Annotated in this window: 23 protein-coding genes, 1 tRNA gene and 1 pseudogene; 11 read left to right on the plus strand and 14 right to left on the minus strand. The window is 61.7% G+C overall.

The window, feature by feature from the left end:
• Window positions 1-3 precede the first annotated feature (3 nt).
• The 7 genes and pseudogenes from ACZ5M5_RS01780 to ACZ5M5_RS01810 form a co-directional block, all read right to left on the minus strand.
• Window positions 4-276 (minus strand): annotated as a pseudogene (locus ACZ5M5_RS01780) (PDDEXK nuclease domain-containing protein); the annotation flags it as partial.
• Between the two features lie 256 nt (window positions 277-532).
• The gene (locus ACZ5M5_RS01785) at window positions 533-940 is read right to left on the minus strand and encodes a hypothetical protein (RefSeq protein ID WP_103310082.1); all 408 of its coding nucleotides are present in this window, start codon (window positions 938-940) and stop codon (window positions 533-535) included.
• Between the two features lie 61 nt (window positions 941-1,001).
• Complete coding sequence (locus tag ACZ5M5_RS01790) at window positions 1,002-1,331, minus strand: DHCW motif cupin fold protein (RefSeq protein WP_464738500.1); 330 nt, start codon at window positions 1,329-1,331, stop codon at window positions 1,002-1,004.
• Window positions 1,332-1,447: 116 nt separating this feature from the next.
• Window positions 1,448-1,523: transfer RNA gene (locus ACZ5M5_RS01795), tRNA-Phe, on the minus strand.
• Between the two features lie 102 nt (window positions 1,524-1,625).
• Complete coding sequence (locus ACZ5M5_RS01800) at window positions 1,626-1,898, minus strand: oxidative damage protection protein (protein WP_060739617.1); 273 nt, start codon at window positions 1,896-1,898, stop codon at window positions 1,626-1,628.
• A complete protein-coding gene (gene mutY, locus ACZ5M5_RS01805; RefSeq protein WP_060739616.1) occupies window positions 1,895-2,962 on the minus strand; it encodes an A/G-specific adenine glycosylase in 1,068 nt (355 codons plus the stop codon). The genes ACZ5M5_RS01800 and mutY overlap by 4 nt, the downstream gene beginning before the upstream one ends.
• Window positions 2,959-5,184, minus strand: coding sequence for an AsmA family protein (locus tag ACZ5M5_RS01810; RefSeq protein WP_060739615.1), 2,226 nt, complete (start codon window positions 5,182-5,184; stop codon window positions 2,959-2,961). The genes mutY and ACZ5M5_RS01810 overlap by 4 nt, the downstream gene beginning before the upstream one ends.
• 506 nt (window positions 5,185-5,690) lie before the next feature.
• Between ACZ5M5_RS01810 and ACZ5M5_RS01815 the strand changes: the two genes are divergently transcribed.
• The 7 genes from ACZ5M5_RS01815 (at window position 5,691) to ACZ5M5_RS01845 (ending at window position 11,488) form a co-directional block, all read left to right on the plus strand.
• Window positions 5,691-7,352 carry an OFA family MFS transporter gene (locus ACZ5M5_RS01815; protein WP_060739614.1) on the plus strand — a complete coding sequence of 554 codons (1,662 nt, stop codon included), beginning with the start codon at window positions 5,691-5,693 and terminating at the stop codon, window positions 7,350-7,352.
• Between the two features lie 280 nt (window positions 7,353-7,632).
• Complete coding sequence (gene hisB / locus ACZ5M5_RS01820) at window positions 7,633-8,226, plus strand: imidazoleglycerol-phosphate dehydratase HisB (protein ID WP_003186751.1); 594 nt, start codon at window positions 7,633-7,635, stop codon at window positions 8,224-8,226.
• Window positions 8,226-8,864, plus strand: a complete 639-nt coding sequence (gene hisH / locus ACZ5M5_RS01825) for an imidazole glycerol phosphate synthase subunit HisH (protein ID WP_024619262.1) — start codon at window positions 8,226-8,228, stop codon at window positions 8,862-8,864. The genes hisB and hisH overlap by 1 nt, the downstream gene beginning before the upstream one ends.
• Window positions 8,864-9,118: a DUF2164 domain-containing protein gene (locus ACZ5M5_RS01830; RefSeq protein ID WP_003186749.1), complete on the plus strand. Its 255-nt coding sequence runs from the start codon at window positions 8,864-8,866 to the stop codon at window positions 9,116-9,118. Before hisH ends, ACZ5M5_RS01830 begins: the two co-directional genes overlap by 1 nt.
• A gap of 42 nt (window positions 9,119-9,160) precedes the next feature.
• Window positions 9,161-9,898, plus strand: coding sequence for a 1-(5-phosphoribosyl)-5-[(5-phosphoribosylamino)methylideneamino]imidazole-4-carboxamide isomerase (gene hisA, locus ACZ5M5_RS01835; RefSeq protein WP_060739613.1), 738 nt, complete (start codon window positions 9,161-9,163; stop codon window positions 9,896-9,898).
• A 9-nt stretch (window positions 9,899-9,907) separates the two neighbouring features.
• Window positions 9,908-10,678: an imidazole glycerol phosphate synthase subunit HisF gene (hisF, locus tag ACZ5M5_RS01840; RefSeq protein WP_003196830.1), complete on the plus strand. Its 771-nt coding sequence runs from the start codon at window positions 9,908-9,910 to the stop codon at window positions 10,676-10,678.
• A gap of 63 nt (window positions 10,679-10,741) precedes the next feature.
• On the plus strand, window positions 10,742-11,488 hold the full coding sequence (locus ACZ5M5_RS01845; RefSeq protein WP_464738501.1) for a substrate-binding periplasmic protein: 747 nt from the start codon (window positions 10,742-10,744) through the stop codon (window positions 11,486-11,488).
• Between the two features lie 729 nt (window positions 11,489-12,217).
• On the opposite strand, the gene ACZ5M5_RS01850 is transcribed toward ACZ5M5_RS01845, so the two are convergent.
• From ACZ5M5_RS01850 to gpmI, 4 genes are all read right to left on the minus strand, one after another.
• Complete coding sequence (locus tag ACZ5M5_RS01850) at window positions 12,218-12,997, minus strand: divergent polysaccharide deacetylase family protein (protein ID WP_464738502.1); 780 nt, start codon at window positions 12,995-12,997, stop codon at window positions 12,218-12,220.
• A gap of 1 nt (window position 12,998) precedes the next feature.
• Complete coding sequence (locus ACZ5M5_RS01855; RefSeq protein WP_060739610.1) at window positions 12,999-14,315, minus strand: S41 family peptidase; 1,317 nt, start codon at window positions 14,313-14,315, stop codon at window positions 12,999-13,001.
• Window positions 14,316-14,347: 32 nt separating this feature from the next.
• Window positions 14,348-15,640, minus strand: coding sequence for a murein hydrolase activator EnvC family protein (locus ACZ5M5_RS01860; protein ID WP_464738503.1), 1,293 nt, complete (start codon window positions 15,638-15,640; stop codon window positions 14,348-14,350).
• 215 nt (window positions 15,641-15,855) lie between these two features.
• Entirely contained in the window at window positions 15,856-17,385 is a 1,530-nt protein-coding gene (gene gpmI / locus ACZ5M5_RS01865) for a 2,3-bisphosphoglycerate-independent phosphoglycerate mutase (RefSeq protein WP_060739608.1), read from the minus strand.
• Between the two features lie 152 nt (window positions 17,386-17,537).
• Between gpmI and ACZ5M5_RS01870 the strand changes: the two genes are divergently transcribed.
• The 3 genes from ACZ5M5_RS01870 to secB are packed head-to-tail and all read left to right on the plus strand — an operon-like array spanning window position 17,538 to window position 18,729.
• Window positions 17,538-17,951, plus strand: coding sequence for a rhodanese-like domain-containing protein (locus ACZ5M5_RS01870; RefSeq protein ID WP_060739607.1), 414 nt, complete (start codon window positions 17,538-17,540; stop codon window positions 17,949-17,951).
• Between the two features lies 1 nt (window position 17,952).
• Window positions 17,953-18,207 (plus strand): glutaredoxin 3, encoded by a 255-nt coding sequence (gene grxC, locus ACZ5M5_RS01875; RefSeq protein WP_060739606.1) that lies wholly within the window; start codon window positions 17,953-17,955, stop codon window positions 18,205-18,207.
• A 39-nt stretch (window positions 18,208-18,246) separates the two neighbouring features.
• Entirely contained in the window at window positions 18,247-18,729 is a 483-nt protein-coding gene (secB, locus tag ACZ5M5_RS01880; protein WP_060739605.1) for a protein-export chaperone SecB, read from the plus strand.
• A gap of 203 nt (window positions 18,730-18,932) precedes the next feature.
• Here secB and trmL read toward each other — a convergent pair whose 3' ends face one another.
• A complete protein-coding gene (gene trmL, locus ACZ5M5_RS01885; RefSeq protein ID WP_192262088.1) occupies window positions 18,933-19,388 on the minus strand; it encodes a tRNA (uridine(34)/cytosine(34)/5-carboxymethylaminomethyluridine(34)-2'-O)-methyltransferase TrmL in 456 nt (151 codons plus the stop codon).
• On the opposite strand from trmL, the gene ACZ5M5_RS01890 reads away from it, so the two are divergent.
• Window positions 19,387-19,827 (plus strand): hypothetical protein, encoded by a 441-nt coding sequence (locus ACZ5M5_RS01890; RefSeq protein WP_081015338.1) that lies wholly within the window; start codon window positions 19,387-19,389, stop codon window positions 19,825-19,827. The two genes, trmL and ACZ5M5_RS01890, sit on opposite strands and share 2 nt — an antisense overlap.
• A gap of 551 nt (window positions 19,828-20,378) precedes the next feature.
• Here the strand turns inward: ACZ5M5_RS01890 and ntrC are convergent.
• A complete protein-coding gene (gene ntrC / locus ACZ5M5_RS01895) occupies window positions 20,379-21,815 on the minus strand; it encodes a nitrogen regulation protein NR(I) (protein ID WP_060739603.1) in 1,437 nt (478 codons plus the stop codon).
• Window positions 21,812-22,897, minus strand: a complete 1,086-nt coding sequence (glnL, locus tag ACZ5M5_RS01900) for a nitrogen regulation protein NR(II) (protein ID WP_053117539.1) — start codon at window positions 22,895-22,897, stop codon at window positions 21,812-21,814. Before glnL ends, ntrC begins: the two co-directional genes overlap by 4 nt.
• Window positions 22,898-23,056: the final 159 nt, after the last annotated feature.

Below are 23,056 nucleotides of genomic sequence, written 5' to 3' on the forward strand. Positions count from 1 at the left end.
TCCTCAAGTCGCTGCGCCTGCTTGCTGCTCGCCGAGTCGCGCTCGTTCGCGATTCCGCTCATTGCGCAGCTCTTCTTCCGAGGGGAGCACCAGCTTGTATTGACTGGCGAACAATTGCTCATTGCCCTGCAATACGGAGTAACGCACCACCGATTCGTCTTTCTGGGCGCACAGAATGATGCCGACGGTGGGTTTGTCATCCGGGCCGCGCTTGAGGTCGTCGTAGAGGCGCACATACATGTCCATCTGCCCGATGTCCTGATGGCTCAGCTCGCCGAGTTCGTTGATCAAGGGGCGAGCTGAGGGTCATCTTGGGGCAGCAGTGGCGTCATCGCAGTGTCCAACCATTGAGAGGGGCGGACTGCAAGGATGCATCAAGCGATGTTTCGATGATGCCGGACGGGGCTGATTGCTTGGGAGGAAAAATAGTGGATTGACGCAGGACGGGTATGACGCCGTCCCATGTTGGTTGACCTTGGTTTGTAGGAGCTATCCCCGCAGGGCGTCATCCATCGTGGCCCCGGTCTGATAGTCAGTCCTGGCCTTGGGCCAGCGCCTGGGAGGCAGCCACATAATCGGCCTGGAATTGCTTGCTTTCCACCCAGTCCAGCGCGGTCTGCTCATCCACGCCCGTGGTCAGACGGCGGTATTCGATCAATGCGGTAATGATGAAATCGGTCGCTTCTTCCTCACCTTCCTGTTCCAGCACCAGCGCCAGCAGGGGATGGGCCAGGAACGCTTCGCACAGCGCCTTCTGGCTGACCTTTTCGGCGGCACTCATTATCTGGAACAGTTCCGTCAGGTCCACGGTTTCCAGATCGATGCGCTCGTCGTTCGGGTCCAGGAAATCGTTCGGCGCAGCAGCACGCCGAGTGCGGTTCTGCTTGGCTTTCGCCTTGGCGCGCTGGCTGCGCTTGTGCTGTTTGTTCGCCGATGACATGGTCGGATTCCTGATGGATAAGGCCATCTATCCTACAGCCTCAACGCCGACGCTTCGAATCTCAATCCACGACGAAGAGCGTAGCCCCCGATGAAGTGGAGGATCGATGGGGCTCGGCCTGGTCGGCCACCTGATAGCTCATGCCGGGCTTGAGCAAGAATTGCCGACCGTCTTCGAGTTCAGTATTGAGCTCGCCCTTGAGGCAAAACAGGATGTGGCCCTTGGTGCACCAATGGTCGGCCAGATACCCGGCGGTGTATTCCACCATCCGGACCCGAATACTCCCGAATTGCCGCGTGCGCCAATAGGCGGTTCCGGTGACGCCTCTGTGCTCGGTGGGTTCGATGGTTGACCAGTCGGTAGTACCGAAGGGGATGCCGGTGATGTCCATGTCGACTCGCTTGCCAGAGGGGAGCGGACGAATGTAGCTGAGTCGACAAGGCGGAGGAAGGAAATCCCGGGCAATAAAAAACCCCGATCAATTGCTTGATCGGGGTTTTCGGTATTTGGTGCCCAGAGACGGAATCGAACCGCCGACACGGGGATTTTCAATCCCCTGCTCTACCGACTGAGCTATCTGGGCAACGGGGCGCATTAAACGGGTTTTTCAGGGGGGCGTCAAGCAAGTTTTCAAAAAATATTTAACTATTACCGTCGCTTACGATCCGCCCCCACGCTGAACAGCTTATTCGGATGGCGGTACGTAGCCTTCGGCCTTGGCGTAATCTTCGCCGGAAAAGTACTTGTCCATCTCGCCCTGAAGGTATTTGCGATCTTCGGCGTTCATCATGTTCAGGCGTTTTTCATTGATCAGCAGGGTCTGGTGTTTCTGCCAGTCGGCCCAGGCCTTGGCCGAAACATTGTCGTAGATGTCCTGGCCCTTGGCACCCGGGAACGGTGCACGTTCCAGGCCTTCCAGTTGTTCTTTGTACTTGCGGCACATGATGGTGCGGGTCATTGCAACTCTCCTGCGTTCATTACGGCGGCCGCGCGTTCGAGCAAGGTTTTGACCGGGGCGGCAAGGCCCAGGCGCGGCGGGGTGGCGAGGTTATACCAGAGCCAGTCGGCCTCGGCCACGTGATGGCCGGTTTCCCGGACCCGGACCAGCCAGGGTTCGATCGCCAACTGGAAGTGGCTGAAGGTGTGCACCAGGCCTGGCATTTCGTGTTGGCTGCCCAGTTCCAGCGAGTGTTGCAGGGCCAGGTGTTGCAGGTCGTCGAGGTCGTCGAGTTCCGGCAGGCTCCACAGCCCGCCCCATAGTCCGGTGGAAGGGCGACGGTAAAGCAGGATCGCGCCCTCGTGGTTGGCCAGCATCGGCATCAAAGTGCGCTTTTTGGGCACCTCTTTACGGGGCTTGGGAATCGGGTAGCGGGTTTCCAGGCCCAGCATGTGGGCCTCGCAGCCCTGTTTCAGTGGGCAGAGCAGGCAACTGGGCTTGCTGCGGGTACAGAGTGTCGCGCCGAGGTCCATCATCGCCTGGGTGTAGGCGTTGACCCGGTCTTGCGGCGTGAAGCGCTCGGCGGTGGCCCACAGCTGTTTCGCCACCTTGGGTTCGCCCGGGTAGCCTTCCTGGGCGGTGAAGCGCGCCAGCACCCGTTTGACGTTGCCATCGAGGATCGGCGCTCGCAGGCCCATGCTGATGCTGGCGATGGCGCCGGCGGTGGACAGGCCGATCCCCGGCAACTCGGTGAGCTTTTCCACGTCCCGGGGGAATTCGCCGCCGTACTGCTCGACGACGATTTTCGCGGTTTTCTGCAAGTTGCGCGCACGGGTGTAGTAACCCAGCCCGGTCCACAGGTGCAGCACTTCGTCCTCCGGCGCGGCGGCCAGGGCTTGAACGGTGGGCAGCGAAGCCATGAACCGGTCGAAGTAATTGAGCACGGTACTGACCTGGGTCTGCTGCAACATGATTTCCGAGACCCACACCCGATAAGGGGTGATGTCTTGCTGCCAGGGCAAATCGTGGCGCCCGTGGCGGTCGAACCAGTCCAGTACCGCGGAGGAAAACTGCTCGGCTCTCATCGCTTGAACAGCCCCTTGAGCGCGTCTTTCAGCTCGGGACTGACCTTGTCGCCGAGCTTCTCCTCGATCTTGTCGCCGAGCCGGTCGCCGGCCAGTTTCGCCGCGACCTTGCCCAGCCCGTCATTGTCCAGGCGGCAGGCCTTCGCCCCCAGCTCCAGTGGGCCGCGGCAGCGCAACGGCCATTCGACGTCGACGTAGCGTTCGTTGACCTGGCAGGCCGGGTCGGGCATGTCGCTCTTGTCGCCTTCGACGATGACGCCGACGCGGTAATCCATGCCCAGCACCCGCAGGTCGATATCGCCGTTGCCGTTGACGGTCATGCCGGGGATGCGGACTTTCAGGTCCGGGTTGTGGGCAACGCCATTGTTGAAGGTGAGATTACCGTTGAGTTGCTGGAATGGCGTGTCCTTGCCCCGGGGTTCGCCGCTGAGGGACTTGCGATTGAGGGTGGCGATGCCTTTGCACAATTGCTGTTCGAGGTTGGCATTGAGCAGCACGCCATCGTTGATGACGAACCCGGCGTTGCCGTTGAGGCTGTCGATCAGGGCCTTCTGGCTATTACCGGTGGCGGTGATCGCACTGTTGACGGTGACCAGGCCTTTGACCGGCGGATTCTTGCCCTGGCTTTCGATGATCTTCTCGGCAGGGACCCGGTTGATACGGGTTTGCAGGCTCAACAGTGGAGTCGGTTGGCGCACATCCAGGGTGCCCTTGGTTTCGAAGTTGCCGCTGTACAGATCGCCCCGCAGGTTCTCCAGGGTCAGCAGGCCGCCCAGGCCGGTGGCCTTGAGCGCGGCGTTCTGGATCGGCAGTTTATCCAGGGTCAGTTGCCCGAAGGTCAGATCGGCATCGAGGTCCAGCTTGCTCAGGCGTTCTACCGGAAACAGCCGATCGTTGCTCCAGGCGCCCTGGGTCGGCGCGCTTGGCAGCGGTGAGTTGCCGACACCGGCCATGGCGCTGGCTTCGGTGTTGCTGACTTCGGCCTCACGGGCCGCCTTGGAGCTGTCGGCGTCGGCGGATTTTGGCGGCAGGTAGCGGTCGACATTGAACGTGTCGGCCTTGAGCTGCACGCGCAGGGCCTGCTTGGCAAAATCTTCCACGGCGATACGACCGCTGAAGGTGCTGTCGTCGAGCTTCAGGTTGATGTCGTTGAGTTCGACGCTGGTCGGCGTGCCGGCAATGCGGCTGGCCAGCTCGACTTTGCTCAGGCTGCCTTCGGCCATGGCCGGAAGTGTCTGGCCGACGCTGTCGACGAATTTAGCCAGATCGAACTGGGCGATCGACACCCCGCCATTCAATTGCGGAGTCTTGTCGAGGTCGTTGACCTTCAGTTCACCCAGGGCACGCAGTTGGTTGAGCGAAAGCTTGATGCCGGTCCATTCGGCGACGTTTGCCGCCTTGTCCAGGAACAGCTGGCCTTGGGCGGCGAAATTCAGGGTCTTGCCCTGCAAGGGGTCGCCGGTGGCTTCGCCGGACAGTTTCAGGTCTTCGAACTTGTAGCGTTGCAGGGCACGCTCGAAGCGCAGCTCACCCGTCACTTCGGTGCGTACGCGTACGGCAGGCTGGTTGCTGGACAGGAAAGCGGTCAGGGTGACCGGGATGTTGGTGGAGTCGTGGACCGGGCCGGTGCTCAGTTGGATGCTCTCGGCGGTGTACAGCTTGCCGGTCTGCTCGTCGGTGTATTCAACCCGGGCGTTGTTCACGGTCAGGCTGTCGATGTCCAGGCGGGTCGGCTGGGCAGGTTTTTCTGCCGGGGTGTTGGCGGGTGGGGCCGGTTGCTCGGCTGGCGCCGGGGTGTTCGCCGTCGTCGCCGAGGCTGGTGCCTTGCCGATGTCTTCCCAGTTACCGTGACCGTTCTTGTCGCGGTTGAGCCGCAGGTTCAGGCCCTCGACGCGCACATCGCTCATCTGCACTTCCCGGCGCAGCAGCGGGATCACCCGGACCGAAAGGCCGAGCATCTGCAGGTCGGCGAAAGGTTGGGTCGGATTGGCCAGGGTCGCGACACTGGCATCGTGCAATTCCAGACCCAGCCAAGGGAACAGGCTCCAGCCGATATCGCCATTGAGGGTCAGCTCGATGTGGGCCTTGTCGCGGGCTATCTGGCGGATCTCTTCTTTGTAGTCGTTGGGATCGAACAGGTGGGTCAGGGCAAAGCCCAGGGCCACGATGATCAGCAACAGCCCGAGAAGTACCAGACCCAGGATTTTGCCGAACGCTTTCATGGGCGAATCCTTGTAGGTTGAGTTCAAAATTTAGCCGGGAGTATAACGCTGTGGATTGGTGGTGGTGCGTTAGGTGCTCGTTATAAGTCCCGTCCGCAGATCCAGTGTGGGAGCGCGCTTGGCCGCCCATGCCTGGCATCGCGAAACGGTTCGAACAGCCAGTCCGGGGCATCCTGGTAGATTTCCCGCAGGTCCTGTTGGCCCTGACAGTTGGCGTCGGTAATGAGCTAGACAACGACGAGCATGAAAATTCCTGAAAAAATAAACCGTTAGCCCCCTACAGAAAGCGAGCGAGCGTGCGATAAGACAGATGGCACGAAAAAGGTGATATCACTTTGGTTTTTCTGCCACGAGCAAATGGTAACCTTTGCCCGTTCGTCCGTCCTTCTGCGACTTGATGTCGCACACTATGGAGCTTCACCAGAAAATACAGCCATGCCTGCGTGCAATGAAGGCTGAGGGTGACGCGTGGCTGACGGACCATTCCAATAACTGGGGGATACACAATGAGCACGAGCATCACGGCGGGCGGCGTCGCCGACCAGCCTGCGTTCCTCTCCAAGGAACGCATCATCGCCAAGCCCGGTTTCAACCGGTGGCTGGTTCCACCGGCCGCATTGGCCATTCACCTGTGCATCGGCATGGCCTATGGCTTTTCGGTGTTCTGGCTGCCACTGTCCAAGGCCTTGGGTGTCACCAAGCCTGTGGCCTGTGCACCGGATATGAGCTTCATCTCGCAAGTCTTTTCGTCCCAATGTGACTGGCCGATCTCGATGCTCGGCTGGATCTACACCCTGTTCTTCATCTTCCTGGGTTGCTCGGCAGCCATCTGGGGTGGCTGGCTGGAACACGCCGGGCCACGCAAGGCCGGCGTTGTATCGGCCTTGTGCTGGTGCGGTGGCCTGCTGATTTCCGCGTTGGGTATCTATACCCATCAGATCTGGCTGATGTGGGTCGGTTCCGGGGTGATCGGTGGTATCGGCTTGGGCCTGGGCTATATCTCCCCGGTGTCGACCCTGATCAAGTGGTTCCCGGACAAGCGCGGCATGGCGACCGGCATGGCGATCATGGGCTTCGGCGGTGGTGCGATGGTCGGTGCTCCACTGGCCGCGGCGCTGATGAACCATTTCGCTTCGCCAACGGGCGTGGGCGTATGGCAGAGCTTCCTGGTCATGGCTGCGATCTACTTCGTGTTCATGATCGGTGGCGCCTTGTCGTACCGCGTACCGCCGACCGGCTGGAAGCCTGAGGGCTGGACCCCGGCACCGAAGAAAGCCGCGAACGCGATGATCACCCATCGCCACGTTCACGTGAATGTTGCCTGGAAAACCCCGCAGTTCCGTCTGGTCTGGCTGGTGCTGTGCCTGAACGTATCGGCCGGTATCGGCATCCTGGGCATGGCTTCGCCACTGTTGCAGGAAGTGTTCGGCGGCAAGCTGCTCGGCAACGACCTGCCGTTCGGTCAACTGGACGCTACGCAACTGGGCCAGATCGCGGCCATCGCGGCCGGCTTCACCGGTCTGTTGAGCCTGTTCAACATCGGCGGCCGGTTCTTCTGGGCCTCCTTCTCGGATTACCTGGGTCGTAAAAACACCTATTTCGTGTTCTTCGCCCTGGGCTTTGCCCTGTACGCGCTGATCCCGAACCTGGGTCACCTGGGCAGCGTCGCGCTGTTCGTGGCGGCCTTCTGCATCATCCTGTCGATGTACGGCGGCGGTTTCGCCACCGTGCCGGCCTACCTGGCGGACCTGTTCGGTACGCAAATGGTCGGTGCGATCCACGGTCGCCTGCTGACCGCCTGGGCTGCGGCGGGCGTGCTGGGTCCGGTGCTGGTGAACTACCTGCGTGAATATCAACTGAGCATCGGCGTTGAACGCGCCGCGGCCTATGACATCACCTTGTACATCCTCGCCGGCCTGCTGGTGCTGGGCTTCCTCTGCAACCTGATGGTCCGTCCGGTCGCCGACAAGTACTTCATGACCGACGCCGAACTGGCCGCCGAACAGGCGCTGGGTCATGACAAAGGCGCCGACAGCAGCACGTCGCTGGAGTGGAAAGCCGCGCCGGGCACCAAGCCCCTGGCGATCGCCGCCTGGCTGGTGGTGGGCATTCCGTTGGCGTGGGGTGTGTGGGTGACCCTGCAGAAGACGGCGGTGTTGTTCCGCTAAGACCGTTGCCCTGACCAACAGGACAGGGCAATCCTTGTGGGAGCGAGCTTGCTCGCGATGAGGGTATGTCAGTCGACATCATGGTCGGCTGACCCACCGCCATCGCGAGCAAGCTCGCTCCCACAGTCGTTTTGGGTGATGGCAAAGACTTGTATGGACATGTCTATCACCGACAGCCCGGGGTTCAGCCCGTCAGTGATGTCACCTCTTGTGTTTCTGTTTGCCGCTCGCGCCCCTATAATGGCTGCCTTTTTCGCCCAATGATTTTGCGGAGCTGGTGATGGCCGAACGTAAGGCGTCTGTCGAGCGCGACACTCTGGAAACCCAGATCAAAGCCTCGATCAACCTGGATGGCACCGGAAAGGCCCGGTTTGATATCGGTGTACCTTTTCTTGAGCACATGCTGGACCAGATCGCCCGTCACGGGCTGATCGACCTGGACATCGTCAGCAAGGGCGACCTGCATATCGACGACCACCATACGGTGGAAGACGTGGGTATCACCCTGGGCCAGGCCTTTACCAAAGCCATCGGCGACAAGAAGGGCATCCGTCGCTACGGCCATGCCTACGTGCCGCTCGATGAAGCGCTGTCGCGGGTGGTCATCGACTTCTCCGGCCGCCCGGGCCTGCAGATGCACGTGCCGTATACCCGTGCCACCGTCGGCGGCTTCGACGTCGACCTGTTCCAGGAATTCTTCCAGGGCTTTGTCAACCACGCCAACGTGACCCTGCACATCGACAACCTGCGTGGGCACAACACCCACCACCAGATCGAAACCGTGTTCAAGGCTTTCGGCCGCGCGCTGCGCATGGCCGTGGAGCTCGATGACCGCATGGCCGGCCAGATGCCTTCCACCAAGGGCGTCCTGTAATGCAGACGGTCGCGGTTATCGACTACGGCATGGGCAACCTGCACTCGGTGGCCAAGGCCCTCGAGCACGTGGGCGCCGGCAAGGTGCTGATCACCAGCGATGCCGACGTGATTCGCGAAGCCGACCGGGTGGTGTTCCCCGGCGTCGGCGCGATTCGTGATTGCATGGCCGAGATTCGTCGGCTGGGCTTCGACAAGCTGGTGCACGAAGTCAGCCAGGACCGTCCGTTCCTCGGCATCTGCGTGGGCATGCAGGCCTTGCTCGACCGCAGCGAAGAGAACGATGGTGTCGATTGCATCTCGCTGTTCCCGGGCCAGGTGAAGTTCTTTGGCAAGGGCCTGCACGAAGACGGCGAGCACTTGAAGGTCCCGCACATGGGCTGGAACGAAGTGAAGCAGACGGTGGATCACCCGCTGTGGCACAACATTCCGGACTTGGCACGCTTCTACTTCGTGCACAGCTACTACATCGCCGCCGGCAATGCGCGGCAGGTGGTGGGCAGCGGTCACTATGGCGTCGATTTCGCCGCGGCCCTGGCCGATGGTTCGCGCTTCGCCGTGCAGTTCCACCCGGAGAAGAGCCATACCCATGGCCTGCAATTGCTGCAGAACTTCGCGGCGTGGGACGGGCGCTGGTAATGGCCCGCAAGAAACCGCCGATCCTCACCCTCACGCCCGAGCAGGAGAGTGAAGCGAACCGCAAGATCCAGCGGTTCATGGAGGAGCGTTTCGAACTGGACCTGGGTTCGTTCGAAGCGGCGGAAATTCTTGACCTGTTTACCCGCGAAATTGCTCCGCACTATTACAACAGGGCGATTTTCGATGTGCAGACGCACCTTAAAGAAAGGTTCGAAAGCATTGAAAGCGACTTGTGGGCGCTCGAGAAAAACTGATTTTCGAGCCAAGCTGAATATTCGTATTTGAAGGTTTGCCAGATGCTGATTATCCCCGCTATCGATCTCAAGGACGGCGCTTGCGTACGTCTGCGCCAGGGCCGCATGGAAGACTCCACGGTGTTTTCCGATGACCCGGTGAGCATGGCCGCCAAGTGGGTGGAGGGCGGCTGCCGTCGCCTGCATCTGGTCGACCTCAATGGCGCCTTCGAAGGGCAGCCGGTCAATGGCGAGGTGGTCACGGCCATTGCCAAGCGCTACCCGAACCTGCCGATCCAGATCGGCGGCGGCATTCGCTCGCTGGAAACCATCGAGCACTACGTCAAGGCTGGCGTGAGCTACGTGATCATCGGCACCAAGGCGGTGAAGGAGCCTGAGTTCGTTGCCGAAGCGTGCCGCGCGTTCCCGGGCAAGGTCATCGTTGGCCTCGACGCCAAGGACGGTTTTGTCGCCACCGACGGCTGGGCTGAAGTCAGCACCGTGCAGGTGATCGACCTGGCCAAGCGTTTCGAAGCCGACGGCGTGTCTGCCATCGTCTACACCGACATCGCCAAAGACGGCATGATGCAGGGCTGCAATGTCCCGTTCACCGCCGCCCTGGCTGCCGCCACCAAGATTCCGGTGATCGCCTCCGGCGGCATCCACAACCTGGGTGACATCAAGGCACTGCTCGACGCCAAGGCGCCGGGCATCATCGGTGCGATCACCGGTCGCGCGATCTACGAAGGCACCCTGGACGTCGCCGAGGCCCAGGCCTTCTGCGATTCCTACAAAGGCTGAGGACTCACCATGGCGCTGGCCAAACGCATCATCCCTTGCCTGGACGTGGACAACGGCCGGGTGGTCAAGGGCGTGAAGTTCGAGAACATCCGTGACGCCGGCGACCCGGTGGAAATCGCCCGTCGCTACGACGAACAGGGTGCGGACGAGATCACCTTCCTCGACATCACGGCCAGCGTCGATGGCCGCGATACCACGCTGCATACCGTCGAGCGCATGGCCAGCCAGGTGTTCATCCCGCTGACCGTGGGCGGTGGCGTGCGCACCGTGCAGGACATCCGCAACCTGCTCAATGCCGGAGCGGACAAAGTGTCGATCAACACTGCGGCGGTGTTCAACCCGGAATTCGTCGGGGAAGCGGCCCAGCACTTCGGCTCGCAGTGCATCGTCGTGGCCATCGATGCCAAGAAAGTCTCCGGCCCGGGTGAAACCCCGCGTTGGGAAATCTTCACCCACGGCGGGCGCAAGCCTACGGGCCTGGACGCCGTCGAGTGGGCGAAGAAGATGGAAGGCCTGGGCGCCGGTGAAATCCTGCTGACCAGCATGGACCAGGACGGCATGAAAAACGGTTTCGACCTGGGTGTCACCCGCGCCATCAGCGATGCCCTGGGCATTCCGGTGATCGCGTCCGGCGGCGTCGGCAACCTGCAACACCTGGCCGACGGCATCCTGGAAGGCCACGCCAGTGCAGTGCTGGCGGCGAGCATTTTCCACTTTGGCGAATACACCGTGCCGGAAGCCAAGGCCTACATGGCTCATCGCGGTATCTGCATTCGCTGACTGCTGGACACCATGGCGGGCCCAAGGCACTCTTGGGCACACCATGGATTGCGGTAGCCCGACATGCTCAAACGCCTCGTTCTTGCCTTTGCCGGTGCCACGTTGCTGCTCGCAGGCACTGTCCGCGCCGCTGATACATCGCTGGTGTTACTGACGGAAAACTTCCCCCCGTACAACATGGCCAAGAACGGCAAGAACTTCGCCCAGGACGAGAACATCCATGGCATTGCCGTGGACATCGTCCGCGAGATATTCAAGCGCGCCGATATCTCCTACAGCCTGACGCTACGTTTCCCCTGGGAGCGCATCTACAAACTCGCCCTGGAAAATCCGGGTTACGGTGTGTTTGTCATGGCGCGGTTGCCGGAGCGTGAGAAGCTTTTCAAATGGGTCGGCCCCATCGGTCCGGACGACTGGATCATGCTCGCCAAGGCCGACAGCAAGATCGCTCTCGACTCGCTGGAGCAGGCGCGTCAATACAAGATCGGTGCCTACAAGGGCGACGCAATTGCCGAGACGTTGACCAAGCAGGGACTCAAGCCGATTGTCGTGTTGCGCGATCAGGACAACGCCAGGAAGCTGGTCAACGGCCAGATCGACCTGTGGGCCACCGGGGATCCGGCTGGACGTTACCTGGCGCGCCAGGAAGGGGTGACCGATCTCAAGACCGTGCTGCGCTTCAACAGTGCCGAGCTGTACCTGGCCTTGAACAAGGACGTGCCCGACGACGTGGTCGCCCGGCTTCAGGCGGCCTTGGATGAGCTCCGCAAGGAAGGGGTGGTGGACGCGATCATGGCGCGGTATCTCTGATAGCTGGAACAAACCTGTGGGAGCGAGCCTGCTCGCGAAAGCGCTGGGTCAGCTTGCCGGGATGTTGAATGTGCCGCCGTCATCGCGAGCAAGCTCGCTCCCACAGGGATCTGCTGTGAACGCCAATCTTGTGCCCGATGCAAAACCACAGTGGGAGCGGGCTTGCTCGCGAAAGCGCTGGGTCAGCTTGTAGAGATGTTGAATGTGCCGCCGTCATCGCGAGCAAGCTCGCTCCCACAGGGATCTGCTGTGAACGCCAATCTTGTGGCCGATGCAAAACCACTGTGGGAGCGAGCTTGCTCGCGAAAGCGGTGGGTCAGCTTGTAGAGATGTTGAATGTGCCGCCGTCATCGCGAGCAGGCTAGCTCCCACAGGGATCTGCTGTGAACGCCAATCTTGTGGCCGATGCAAAACCACAGTGGGAGCGAGCCTGCTCGCGAAAGCGGTGGGTCAGCTTGCCGGGATGTTGCATGTGTCGCCGTCATCGCGAGCAAGCTCGCTCCCACAGGGGATCTGCTGTGAACGCCAATCTTGGGCCCGATGCAAAACCACAGTGGGAGCGGGCTTGCTCGCGAAAGCGCTGGGTCAGCTTGCCGGGATGTTGAATGTGCCGCCGTCATCGCGAGCAGGCTCGCTCCCACAGGGATCTGCTGTGAACGCCAATCTTGTGGCCGATGCAAAACCACTGTGGGAGCGAGCTTGCTCGCGATGGCGGCGACGCGGTCGCCGCTACCGATAAACCCCATCCTTCCCATGCCCAGCCATCGCCTGATTGCTGCGCAGGCTGATCATCGACTTGATGTCGATCCATTCGATGCCCTGGGCCTTGAGCTTGGGTAGCTCGCGTTCGAGTACCGCCAGGGTCTGCGGATAGGGATGGCCGATCATCACAGCCGAGCCTTGCCAGCGGGCCAGGTCGATGGCGGTTTGCAGCTGTTGGGCGATGGCGGTTTCGGTGCGCTCGTCGTCCAGGAACACATCTCGCGACACACTGGCGAGGCCGATCTTTTGTGCTTCGGCGGCGGCGACGGTCTGGGCGCTGGTGCGGCTGTCGACGAAAAACTTGTGGCGTTGCTGCAAGTTCGCCATCAGCCACGCCATGGCCTGGGGCTGGGCGGTCATGCGGCTGCCCATGTGGTTGTTGATCCCGCTGGTGTAGGGCACGGCGGCGAACGCGGCGTCGAGGCGCTTGCCCAGTTCTTCGATGGACAGTTCCGGATGCCAGGCGAACGGCCCGGTGGCCGGGTCCATGGGCATATGCAGCATGACCAGCTTGCCGGCGCGATGGGCTTCGCGGGCGAATTCGGCGGCGTGGGGTGTGTCGGGCATGATCGCGGCGGTGACCGGCCCGGGAAGGGCGAGCACCCGACGGTCCCGAGGCAGGTTTTGCCCCAGGTCGTCGATGATCAGGCTCAGGTACGCCTTGTGCGGCGAAGAGGGCGTGGCGGGCGCCGCGTTAACGGCCCCCGCCAGCAGGCACAGCAGGACGAAGGTGAAACGCAGGCCCATATCAGCGGCCGGACGTGATGTTCAACCCTTTGAGCAAGCTCAAGGCCTGGGCCAACTGATAGTCGTCATCCTGGGGCATCGGCTTGGCCTTGGCGCCGGAACCGGTCGGTTTGTCGGCGCCGCCGTTGCCGTTGCCCAGGTGACCTTGCAGGTCGGCTTCCTTGAAGTATTCGCTGTCCTGCTCGTTGGTGATCTTGGCCTTGCGCACTTCGATGTCCGGGACAATGCCCTGGGCCTGGATGGAACGGCCGTTGGGCGTGAAGTACAGCGCGGTGGTGATCTTCAGGGCACGGTCGTTGTTCAGTGGCAACACGGTCTGTACCGAGCCCTTGCCGAAACTGGTGGTGCCCATGACCACGCCGCGCTTCTGGTCCTGCAGGGCGCCGGCGACGATTTCCGAGGCCGAAGCGCTGCCGCCGTTGATCAGCACCACCAATGGCACGGCTTCGCTCAAGTCGTTGCCAGTGGCCGAGAAGCGCAGCTCGGAATTGGCGATACGGCCCTTGGTGTAGACGATCAGGCCCTTGGTGATGAAGTGATCCACCACTTCCACGGCCGATTGCAGTACGCCGCCGGGGTTGTTGCGCAGGTCCAGGACCAGGCCGTTGAGTTTCTTGCCGTTGTCCTTGCGCATCTTGGCCAGGGCCTTGGCGACTTCTTCGCCGGTCTTGACCTGGAACTGGGTGATGCGGATGTAGCCGTAGCCCGACTCCAGCAACTGGCTCTTCACGCTCTTGACCTGGATGACCGCACGGGTCAGGGTCACGTCGAACGGTGTACCACCGTCGCGCACCAGGGTCAGGGTGATCTTCTGGCCGATCTTGCCGCGCATCTTGTCCACGGCTTCGGTCATGCTCTGGCCGCGGGTCGGCTGGCCGTTGATCTTGACGATGAAGTCACCGGCCTGGATGCCGGCCTTGGAAGCTGGCGTGTCGTCGATTGGCGAGACCACCTTGACGAAGCCGTCTTCGCTGCCGACCTCGATGCCCAGGCCGCCGAATTCGCCGCTGGTGCTTTCCTGCAGCTCGGCGAAATCTTCCGGGCCCAGGTATGCCGAGTGCGGGTCAAGGTTGCTGAGCATGCCTTTGATGGCGTTCTCCAGCAGCATCTTGTCATCCACCGGTTCCACGTAGGCGGCCTTGATCCGGTCCATGACCTCGGCAAAGGTGCGCAGTTCGTCCAGCGGCAGCGGCGCCTTGGTGGTTGCGGCAGTGGCGGCGGGGGCCGACGGGGCCGGTTCGGCGGCGAAAGCCAGGGGCGCACCGATCACGAGGGCGATCGTCAGGGCCAGCGAGGTAAGGCGGGACAAATGCAGCATGTCGAACGAACTCCTTAATAGGATGGGCGCGCTTATCCTTGCGCACGACACCATTGGGCCGGGTCACTGGGGCGACCCTGCTGACGAATAGCGAAATACAGTGCTGGCGTATCCTGCCCGCCACTGTTACCGACCGTGGAGATGGACTCACCGGCCTTGACCACGTCGCCCGCCGACTTGAGCAGCGTCTGGTTGTGGCCGTACAGGCTCAAGTAACCGTTGCCGTGATCGAGGATCACCAGCAGGCCGGCGCCGCGCAACCAGTCGGCGAATACCACGCGTCCGCCATGCACGGCATGTACCTGGCTGCCGGCCGAGGCGCTGATCATCACCCCGTCCCACTTGGTGCGGATATCGTCGCCGCGGGTTTCACCGAAGCGCGCAAGCAATCGACCATTGACCGGCCAAGGAAGTTTGCCTCGGGCTGAAGCAAAAGCGCCGCCAAAGGTTTCGCCGTCACTGGAAACCAGTGCGCCGGGGCTGGATTTTGCCGGTTTGCGCGGTGCATCGCCGGCGTCTGCGTCGGCCTGGGCTTCACGCAAACGCTTTTTTTCGGCTTCCTGCTGGGCGATCAGCGCTTTCTGGCGCGCTTCTTCCGCCTCTCGGGCCTGGCGGGCCAGGGTCTCTTCGATGGTTTTCAACACATTGGCCAGTTCGGCCTGGTCCTGCTCGCGGGCCTTGAGCTTGCTGTCGCGGGCCTTCACGTCGTCATTGAGCTTGGCCAGGGCCACCTGGCGTTCCTTGCGAACCTTCTCGAGTTCTTCGCGCTGGGTGTCGAGGCTGCTTTTCTGCACCAGCAACTGGGCCTGCTGCAGCTCGATGTCTTTTTCGACATTGGCCAGTTGGCGCAAGGTTTCATTGAAGCTCTTGAGTTGTTCCAGGCGGGCCTGGCTCAGGTAATCGTAATAGGTGAGGGTACGGGCGAATTTCTCGGGGTTCTGCTGGTTGAGCAGCAGCTTGAGGTATTCCTGGTGGCCATTCTGGTAGGCGGCCCGGGCCTGGATGGCGATCAGCTTTTGCTGTTCAGTGCGCGCGCTCTGGAGTTTTTTTTTCTCTCCATCGAGCCGCTGCAGCTCGGATTCGCTTTTCTTCAGTTCTTTCTGCAGGGCGTCGACCTGCTTCTCCAGCTTGCCCATCTCGGTTTCGGTGCCGCGCAGGTCTTTCTGCACGCTGGATTTCTCTTCCTGCAACTTGCCCAGCAGTTTTTTCAGCTCGGCAATGTCCTGGCGCGTGGCTTCCAACTGCTGTTGGGTTTGCGCGCGCTCGTCGGCAAAGGCCGGTTGGAGCAAGCAGGTCAGAACGAGGGCTATCAGGACGCGAAGCATAGAGGCGGGCGACACCAGGGAAAGGGACGGCCTAGTATGCCCGCCCCACGCTGCAAAAAAAAACGCTCATTTGGGGCTGTGTGATAACTGGCCCGAAAAACACCAATAACCCATGTGGGAGCGAGCTTGCTCGCGATGGCGGTGCATCAGTCAACATCAAGGTTGGCTGATCCGGCGCTATCGCGAGCAAGCTCGCTCCCACAGGGTTTGCGGAATCAGACCAGGATCGAAGTCCCGGTCATTTCCGCAGGCTTTTCCATGCCCAGCAACATCAGCATGGTTGGCGCCACGTCAGCCAGCACGCCACCGTCGCGGACCTTGAAGTCCCGCTTGCCGACATAGATGAACGGCACCGGCTCGGTGGTGTGGGCGGTGTGGGCCTGGCCGGTGGATTCGTCGGACATCTGCTCGACGTTGCCGTGGTCGGCCGTGATCAGTGCTTCGCCGCCGACCTTTTCCAGGGCCTCGACGATGCGGCCAACGCAGGTGTCCAGGCATTCCACGGCCTTGACCGCCGCCTCGAACACACCGCTGTGGCCGACCATGTCGCCGTTGGCGTAGTTGACCACGATCACGTCGTAACGCTGGTTTTCAATGGCGTCGACGATGCGGTCGGTCACTTCCGGTGCGCTCATCTCCGGTTGCAGGTCGTAGGTGGCGACTTTCGGCGAGGGGATCAGGATGCGTTCTTCGCCCGGGAACGGTTCTTCACGGCCGCCGGAGAAAAAGAACGTCACGTGGGCGTACTTTTCGGTCTCGGCGATGCGCAGTTGGGTCTTGCCGTTTTTCGCCAGGTAGTCCCCCAGCACGTTTTCCAGGCTGCCGGCGGCGAAGGCCGAAGGCGCGGGAATGCTGGCGGCGTATTGGGTCAGCATGACGAAACCGGCCAGTTTTGGCTGGCGGGCACGCTCGAATTCCTTGAAATCGTCTTCGACGAACACGCGGGTCAGTTCGCGGGCGCGGTCGGCACGGAAGTTCATGAACACCACGGCATCGCCGTCTTCGACTTTCACCGGTTCGCCAATGGTGGTGGCCTTGACGAATTCGTCGCTTTCGCCGCGCTCGTAGGCGGCTTGCAGGCCTTCCTGGGCGGTGGCGGCGTTGAATTCGGCGCTGCCGTCGACGATCAGGTTGTAGGCCTGGGACACGCGATCCCAACGGTTGTCACGGTCCATGGCGAAGTAGCGGCCGACGAGGCTGGCGATGCGCCCCTTGCCGAGGGCCTGGAACGTTGCGTCCAGCAGCTCGATCGACGACGTGGCGCTTTTCGGCGGGGTGTCGCGGCCATCGAGGAACGCGTGCAGGTAGATCTTCTCGGCGCCGCGCTTGGCAGCCAGTTCGGCCATGGCGATCAGGTGGTCCTGGTGGCTGTGCACGCCACCGTCGGACAGCAGGCCCATGAAGTGCACGGCCTTGCCGGCGGCCACGGCTTTATCCACGGCGGCGCAGATGGTCGGGTTTTCGAAGAACTCGCCGTCGCGGATCGATTTGGTCACGCGGGTGAAGTCCTGGTACACCACGCGGCCTGCGCCGAGGTTCATGTGGCCGACTTCGGAGTTGCCCATCTGTCCGTCCGGCAGGCCGACGTCCATGCCGCTGCCGGAGATCAGGCCGTTGGGCACGCTGGCCCACAGACGGTCCAGCACCGGCTTGTTGGCCGAATACACGGCGTTGGATTCGTGGCTGTCACTGTGACCGAAGCCGTCGAGAATCATCAGGACCAAAGGTTTAGGCGTGGTAGTCATGGAATCCACTCGTGGCGGGTTAAAAGAAGACGATGGAAAAGGGACGGGCAGTTTAAAGGTAAGTTCCGGCGGCGTCACCGCCGGGCGGGGTTTGGCCGGCCTTGCGTGCTGTGTATACTGGCCGACATTTTAACGCCCTGGAACCTCCTTCGATGGTTGCTCACCTGATTCAATTTGCCACTAACCACTACATTCTCGTCGGTATCTTCGTCGTGCTGCTGGCGTTGCTGGTTGCCCACACGATGCAGGGCGGCGGTCGCAGCCTGAGCACTGGCGAGCTGACCGCACTGGTCAACAAGGATGCCGGCCTGGTGGTGGACATCCGCCCGAGCAAGGATTACGCCGCCGGTCACATTGTCGGGGCGGTGAACATTCCCCAGGACAAACTGATGGCGCGGATCGGCGAGCTGGAGAAACACAAGGCCAAGACGTTGATCCTGGTGGACGCCCAAGGCCAGCACGCCGGCACCCACGCCCGCGAGCTGATGAAGTCCGGTTTTACCGCCGCCAAGCTGTCCGGCGGCGTTGCCAGCTGGAAAGCCGACAATCTGCCCCTGGTGAAGTGAAATGTCCCACGTTGTTGTCTATTCCAGCGATTACTGCCCCTATTGCTCCAGAGCCAAGTCCCTGCTCCAGAACAAAGGCGTGGCCTTCGAAGAGATCAAGGTCGACGGCAAGCCGCAACTGCGCACCGAAATGACCCAGAAGGCCGGGCGCACCTCCGTGCCGCAGATCTGGATCGGCAGCACCCACGTGGGCGGTTGCGATGATCTGTTCGCCCTGGAGCGCGCCGGCAAGCTCGACGCGCTGCTCAAGGCCTGAATTTCCCACTAAAGAACCTGAAAGTAAGAAGGATCTGCGATGACTGACCAACAGAACACAGCTGCCAGCGAAGAAGAAGCCGCACCGCAATTCTCCTTGCAGCGCATTTATGTGCGTGACCTGTCCTTCGAAGCCCCGAAAAGCCCGGCGATCTTTCGCCAGCAGTGGGAGCCGAGCGTAGGCCTGGACCTGAACACCCGTCAGAAAGCCCTGGAAGATGACTTCCACGAAGTGGTGCTGACCCTGTCGGTCACCGTCAAGAACGGTGACGAAGTGGCGTTCATCGCTGAAGTGCAACAGGCCGGGATCTTCCTGATCAAGAACCTGGATGCTCCTTCGATGAGCCACACCCTGGGCGCGTTCTGCCCGAACATCCTGTTCCCTTACGCCCGGGAAACCCTGGACAGCCTGGTAACCCGCGGCTCGTTCCCGGCCCTGATGCTGGCGCCGGTGAACTTCGATGCCCTGTATGCGCAAGAACTGCAGCGCATGCAGCAGGAAGGCGGCGCGACCGTTCAGTAAGCGTCCACTGCCAGGCATAGCGCTCGACGGCCAGGCACAAAACCTGTGGGAGCGAGCCCTGTGGGAGCCGAGCCTGTGGGAGCCGAGCTTGCTCGCGATGAACGATGACACGGTTTTGCAGTTGAACCGTGTCGACCTCATCGCGAGCAAGCTCGGCTCCCACAGGCTCGCTCCCACAGGTGTTTCTGGCTGACAGGAACGGCTCAGGCGAACCCGTTCTGCCGCCACGCCTCATAAACCGCCACCGCCACGGTATTGGACAGGTTCAGGCTGCGGCAGCCTTCACGCATTGGCAGGCGCAGGCGCTGCTCGGTGGGCAGGGCGTCCAGTACGTCGGCCGGCAGGCCACGGCTTTCCGGGCCGAACAGGAACGCGTCACCGGCGACGAAGCTGGCGTCATGGAACGGCCGCGAACCCTTGGTGGTAAAGGCGAACAGACGCGGATGCCCGAGGCTTTCCAGACAACTGGCGAGGTCGGCGTGACGCTGCAAGGTGGCATACTCGTGGTAGTCGAGGCCGGCGCGGCGCAGGCGCTTGTCGTCCATGTCGAAGCCCAGCGGTTCGATCAAATGCAGGTGGCAGCCGCTGTTGGCGCACAGCCTGATGACGTTGCCGGTATTCGGCGGAATTTCCGGTTGAAAAAGGATGACGTGAAACATGCACGGCTCCGCAGATAAAGATGAGCGGCATTCTACGCCGCAAACCGACCGACGTTCGAAGCTAATGCCTCGGGTGATGGGCTCTTTGGCGATCTTCGGCGTGATGGTCGGGCTGATGATCGGGCGCCTGACCACGCCCGAGCCGAGCGCGTTGCAACAGATCGAGGTGACAGACGGAGCGCTGGTGGCCTGGTTCAACAATGAACCCAAGCTCCATGGCGAAATTGTCGACGGCTCAGTGGCGTTGCTGTTCCAAGCAGAAGGCCAGCCGCAGAAGGGCCAGCTCAAGCTCAACGGCAAGGATGTGAACTGGCGGGTGCGTTTGAGTGACGAGGGGTTGTTGCTGACGCTGGTGGCGGCGCGTCCATTGCGAGGGGCGTGGACCGGCAGCGAGGTGGATGATCGCTGGCGGCTGGAGGTCCGTCTCCAGGAGCAATAAAAGAGGGAATCCCCGGCCTGCCTGTACCAAGGTCCCCAAAACGGGAGGGCTCGCGCTAAGCGCATGGCCCTGGGTGTAAAGAAGGGAAACCTTGACCTGCCTGTATCAAGGCCCCCAAAACAGTGGGCTCGCTGAGCCCGGTATAAAATGGGGATTCCCCGGCCTGCCTGTACCAAGGTCCCCGAAACTGGGTAGTGATCTAGCTATTGCAGGGGGCGTGCCAGTTTTAAATTATTTGTCACAAAAACGCTTTCTGTGACGCAAAAGCCCCGTATTCCGGGGCTTTTGCTTTTGTTTGTGCGGTTTTTTTCGAGCTGGGCCGATTGGTTTTGGCGGGTGGTGCATGTGCAATTGCGGTTCGCAGTGCATTGATGCGGTGCATGAGGCCTTTAAAAGCATCGCGAGCAAGCTCGCTCCCACAGGATGGACTGCCCCCAAAAAGTTGGACACCCATCTGACTTTTGGGGGGCCGTCCAGGAATTGCGTTTCCCTTGTGGGAGCGAGCTTGCTCGCGATTGGGCCTTCAAATTCAGCGAAGGGCTAAAGACCGATCAGCCCTCATCCCCGTCATCATCATCCCCACCGTCGACCTTCATCCCCAATTCCTTGATCTTGCGGGTCAAGGTATTGCGGCCCCAGCCCAGCAGCACGGCGGCATCGCGGCGGCGGCCGGCGGTGTGCTTGAGGGCGGTTTCGATCATGATCCGCTCGAAGGCCGGTACCGCGCTGTCCAACAGGCTCGACTGACCGCGGGCCAGGGCCTGGTCGGCCCACTGGCGCAGGGCTTGCTCCCAGTTGGTCACGGGGGCCGAATCCTGGGGCAGGCTCAGCAGTTCCGGCGGCAGGTCGCTGATGTGCACTTCGCGACCTGAAGCCATCACCGTGATCCAGCGGCAGGTGTTCTCCAACTGGCGCACGTTGCCCGGCCACGGCAGGTTCTTGAGGTATTCCTCGGTTTCGCTCTTGAGCAGCTTGGGCTCGACCGCCAGTTCCTGGGCCGCGCGGCTGAGGAAGTGCCGGGCCAGGGTCGGGATGTCTTCGCGACGATCCGCCAGGCGCGGGATATGAATGCGGATGACGTTCAGGCGGTGGAACAAGTCCTCACGGAATTTGCCGGCGTGAACCAGGGTTTCCAGGTTCTGGTGGGTCGCGGCGATGATGCGCACGTCCACCTTGACCGGTGTATGGCCGCCGACCCGATAGAACTCGCCATCGGCCAGCACGCGCAGCAAGCGGGTCTGGGTGTCGGCCGGCATGTCGCCGATTTCATCGAGGAACAACGTGCCGCCGTCGGCTTGCTCGAAGCGTCCGCGCCGCAGGTTGGCCGCGCCGGTGAAGGCGCCTTTTTCGTGGCCGAACAGCTCGGACTCCATCAAGTCCTTGGGAATCGCCGCCATGTTCAGCGCGATGAACGGCGACGCCGCCCGTGGGCTGTGGCGGTGCAGGGCGTGGGCCACCAGTTCCTTGCCGGTGCCCGACTCGCCATTGATCAGCACAGTGATGTTGGAGTGGCTCAAGCGCCCGATGGCGCGAAACACTTCCTGCATCGCCGGCGCTTCGCCGATGATTTCCGGGGTGCGGGCCAGGGCCGGCACCTCTTCCATGCCTTGTTGTTCCTGGGCGTGCTGGTTGGCGCGCTTGACCAGCGATACGGCTTCGTCGACGTCAAATGGCTTGGGCAGGTATTCGAAAGCGCCGCCCTGGTAGGACGCCACGGCGCTGTCCAGGTCGGAATGGGCGGTCATGATGATCACCGGCAGTCGCGGATGCTGCTCGCGAATCCGCGCCAACAGGTCCAGGCCGCTGGCGCCGGGCATGCGGATGTCGGAGATGATGACGTCCGGTTGCTGACGCGCCAGGCGACTCATCACCCCGTCGGCGCTGTCGAAGCTCTGGGTGGTCATGCCTTCTTGTTGCAAGGCTTTTTCCAGGACCCAACGGATAGAACGGTCGTCATCGACGATCCACACGGTTTCACTACGGCTCATGTCGATGTGGCTCCTTGTTCCAGTGGCAGGAAGATCGAGAAAGTGGTGTGGCCGGGGTGGCTCTCACATTCGATCAAGCCCTGATGCTGACTGATGATGTTCTGGGTAATGGCCAGGCCCAGCCCGGTACCATCCGGACGGCCGCTGACCATGGGAAAAAAGATGGTTTCCTGCAGTTCGGCAGGGATGCCCGGGCCGTTGTCGATGATTTCGATCTTGGTCACCAGGCGATGGCGCACGTGGCCGATGGTGAACTGGCGCATGGCGCGGGTACGCAGGCTGATGCGACCCAGGCGCAGTTCGTTCTGGCTGCTGATGGCCTGCATCGCGTTGCGCACGATGTTCAGCACCGCCTGGATCATCTGCTCGCGGTCGATCAAGACGTCGGGAATGCTCGGGTCATAGTCGCGCACCAAAGTGATGCAACCCTGGCTTTCCGCTTCCACCAGGCTGCTGACGCGCTCCAGCACTTCATGAACGTTGCACATCGCCAGGGATGGCAGCTTGTTCGAACCGAGCATGCGGTCCACCAGGTTCCGCAGGCGGTCGGCTTCCTCGATGATGACGTTGGTGTAGTCCTTGAGGCTTTCTTCCGGCAGTTCACGGGCAAGCAACTGTGCCGCGCCACGTATTCCGCCGAGAGGGTTCTTGATCTCGTGGGCCAGGCCCCGCACCAGCATCTTGCTGGTTTCCTGCTTGGACAACTGCGCCTCCTCCTTGGTGATGCGCAGCAAGCGATCACGCGGGTGGACTTCCAGCAGCAACAGGGTAGCGCCGTTGTTCAGGATCGGCGTGACCGCATAATCCACGGTCAGGGTCTGGCCGGTCAGGGCGGTGAGCATCGCCTCGCGCTTGGTGAACGGGTGAGCCTGCTCTACCGCTTGGCGCAGGGAATTGAGCGCTTCGGCAGATTCGGTAAACAACTCGCTGATGAACTGCCCGTGGCTGCGCTGGCCGCTGACAGCCAGGAGCATCTCCGCCGCCGGGTTCATGTACTCGAGGCGCAGTTCGGCGTCGAGCAGGATGGTCGCGGTGGTGAGGTTGTCGAGCAGCAAGCGGTGTAGTGCGTCGCTAATGGTCATCAGGACCTCTTTTGGAGCGTAGCAACTCGGGACCGGTCCCAAATTGCGCGCGCGATTAATGCGCTGTCACAAGGAAAATGCAAAAACCAAACCAAGGCTCCGAAAAGAAGCGTTTAGAGCCTCAAAAGGGTGTTTTTCCCTCGCTTGCGTGGCGTTCTG

Source organism: Pseudomonas sp. Van50 (assembly GCF_055390755.1).

Bases quoted from the DNA above. Each gene is read 5' to 3' on its own strand.
- ntrC (WP_060739603.1), bottom strand. From the start codon at position 21,815: ATGAGCCGTAGTGAAACCGTGTGGATCGTCGATGACGACCGTTCTATC.
- ACZ5M5_RS01790 (WP_464738500.1), bottom strand. From the start codon at position 1,331: ATGGACATCACCGGCATCCCCTTCGGTACTACCGACTGGTCAACCATC.
- ACZ5M5_RS01785 (WP_103310082.1), bottom strand. From the start codon at position 940: ATGTCATCGGCGAACAAACAGCACAAGCGCAGCCAGCGCGCCAAGGCG.
- ACZ5M5_RS01855 (WP_060739610.1), bottom strand. From the start codon at position 14,315: ATGCTGCATTTGTCCCGCCTTACCTCGCTGGCCCTGACGATCGCCCTC.
- trmL (WP_192262088.1), bottom strand. From the start codon at position 19,388: ATGTTTCACGTCATCCTTTTTCAACCGGAAATTCCGCCGAATACCGGC.
- glnL (WP_053117539.1), bottom strand. From the start codon at position 22,897: ATGACCATTAGCGACGCACTACACCGCTTGCTGCTCGACAACCTCACC.
- mutY (WP_060739616.1), bottom strand. From the start codon at position 2,962: ATGAGAGCCGAGCAGTTTTCCTCCGCGGTACTGGACTGGTTCGACCGC.
- ACZ5M5_RS01830 (WP_003186749.1), top strand. From the start codon at position 8,864: ATGGCCCGCAAGAAACCGCCGATCCTCACCCTCACGCCCGAGCAGGAG.
- gpmI (WP_060739608.1), bottom strand. From the start codon at position 17,385: ATGACTACCACGCCTAAACCTTTGGTCCTGATGATTCTCGACGGCTTC.
- ACZ5M5_RS01845 (WP_464738501.1), top strand. From the start codon at position 10,742: ATGCTCAAACGCCTCGTTCTTGCCTTTGCCGGTGCCACGTTGCTGCTC.
- hisA (WP_060739613.1), top strand. From the start codon at position 9,161: ATGCTGATTATCCCCGCTATCGATCTCAAGGACGGCGCTTGCGTACGT.
- hisB (WP_003186751.1), top strand. From the start codon at position 7,633: ATGGCCGAACGTAAGGCGTCTGTCGAGCGCGACACTCTGGAAACCCAG.
- ACZ5M5_RS01870 (WP_060739607.1), top strand. From the start codon at position 17,538: ATGGTTGCTCACCTGATTCAATTTGCCACTAACCACTACATTCTCGTC.
- ACZ5M5_RS01810 (WP_060739615.1), bottom strand. From the start codon at position 5,184: ATGAAAGCGTTCGGCAAAATCCTGGGTCTGGTACTTCTCGGGCTGTTG.
- hisF (WP_003196830.1), top strand. From the start codon at position 9,908: ATGGCGCTGGCCAAACGCATCATCCCTTGCCTGGACGTGGACAACGGC.
- grxC (WP_060739606.1), top strand. From the start codon at position 17,953: ATGTCCCACGTTGTTGTCTATTCCAGCGATTACTGCCCCTATTGCTCC.
- ACZ5M5_RS01860 (WP_464738503.1), bottom strand. From the start codon at position 15,640: ATGCTTCGCGTCCTGATAGCCCTCGTTCTGACCTGCTTGCTCCAACCG.
- ACZ5M5_RS01850 (WP_464738502.1), bottom strand. From the start codon at position 12,997: ATGGGCCTGCGTTTCACCTTCGTCCTGCTGTGCCTGCTGGCGGGGGCC.
- ACZ5M5_RS01800 (WP_060739617.1), bottom strand. From the start codon at position 1,898: ATGACCCGCACCATCATGTGCCGCAAGTACAAAGAACAACTGGAAGGC.
- secB (WP_060739605.1), top strand. From the start codon at position 18,247: ATGACTGACCAACAGAACACAGCTGCCAGCGAAGAAGAAGCCGCACCG.
- ACZ5M5_RS01815 (WP_060739614.1), top strand. From the start codon at position 5,691: ATGAGCACGAGCATCACGGCGGGCGGCGTCGCCGACCAGCCTGCGTTC.
- hisH (WP_024619262.1), top strand. From the start codon at position 8,226: ATGCAGACGGTCGCGGTTATCGACTACGGCATGGGCAACCTGCACTCG.
- ACZ5M5_RS01890 (WP_081015338.1), top strand. From the start codon at position 19,387: ATGCACGGCTCCGCAGATAAAGATGAGCGGCATTCTACGCCGCAAACC.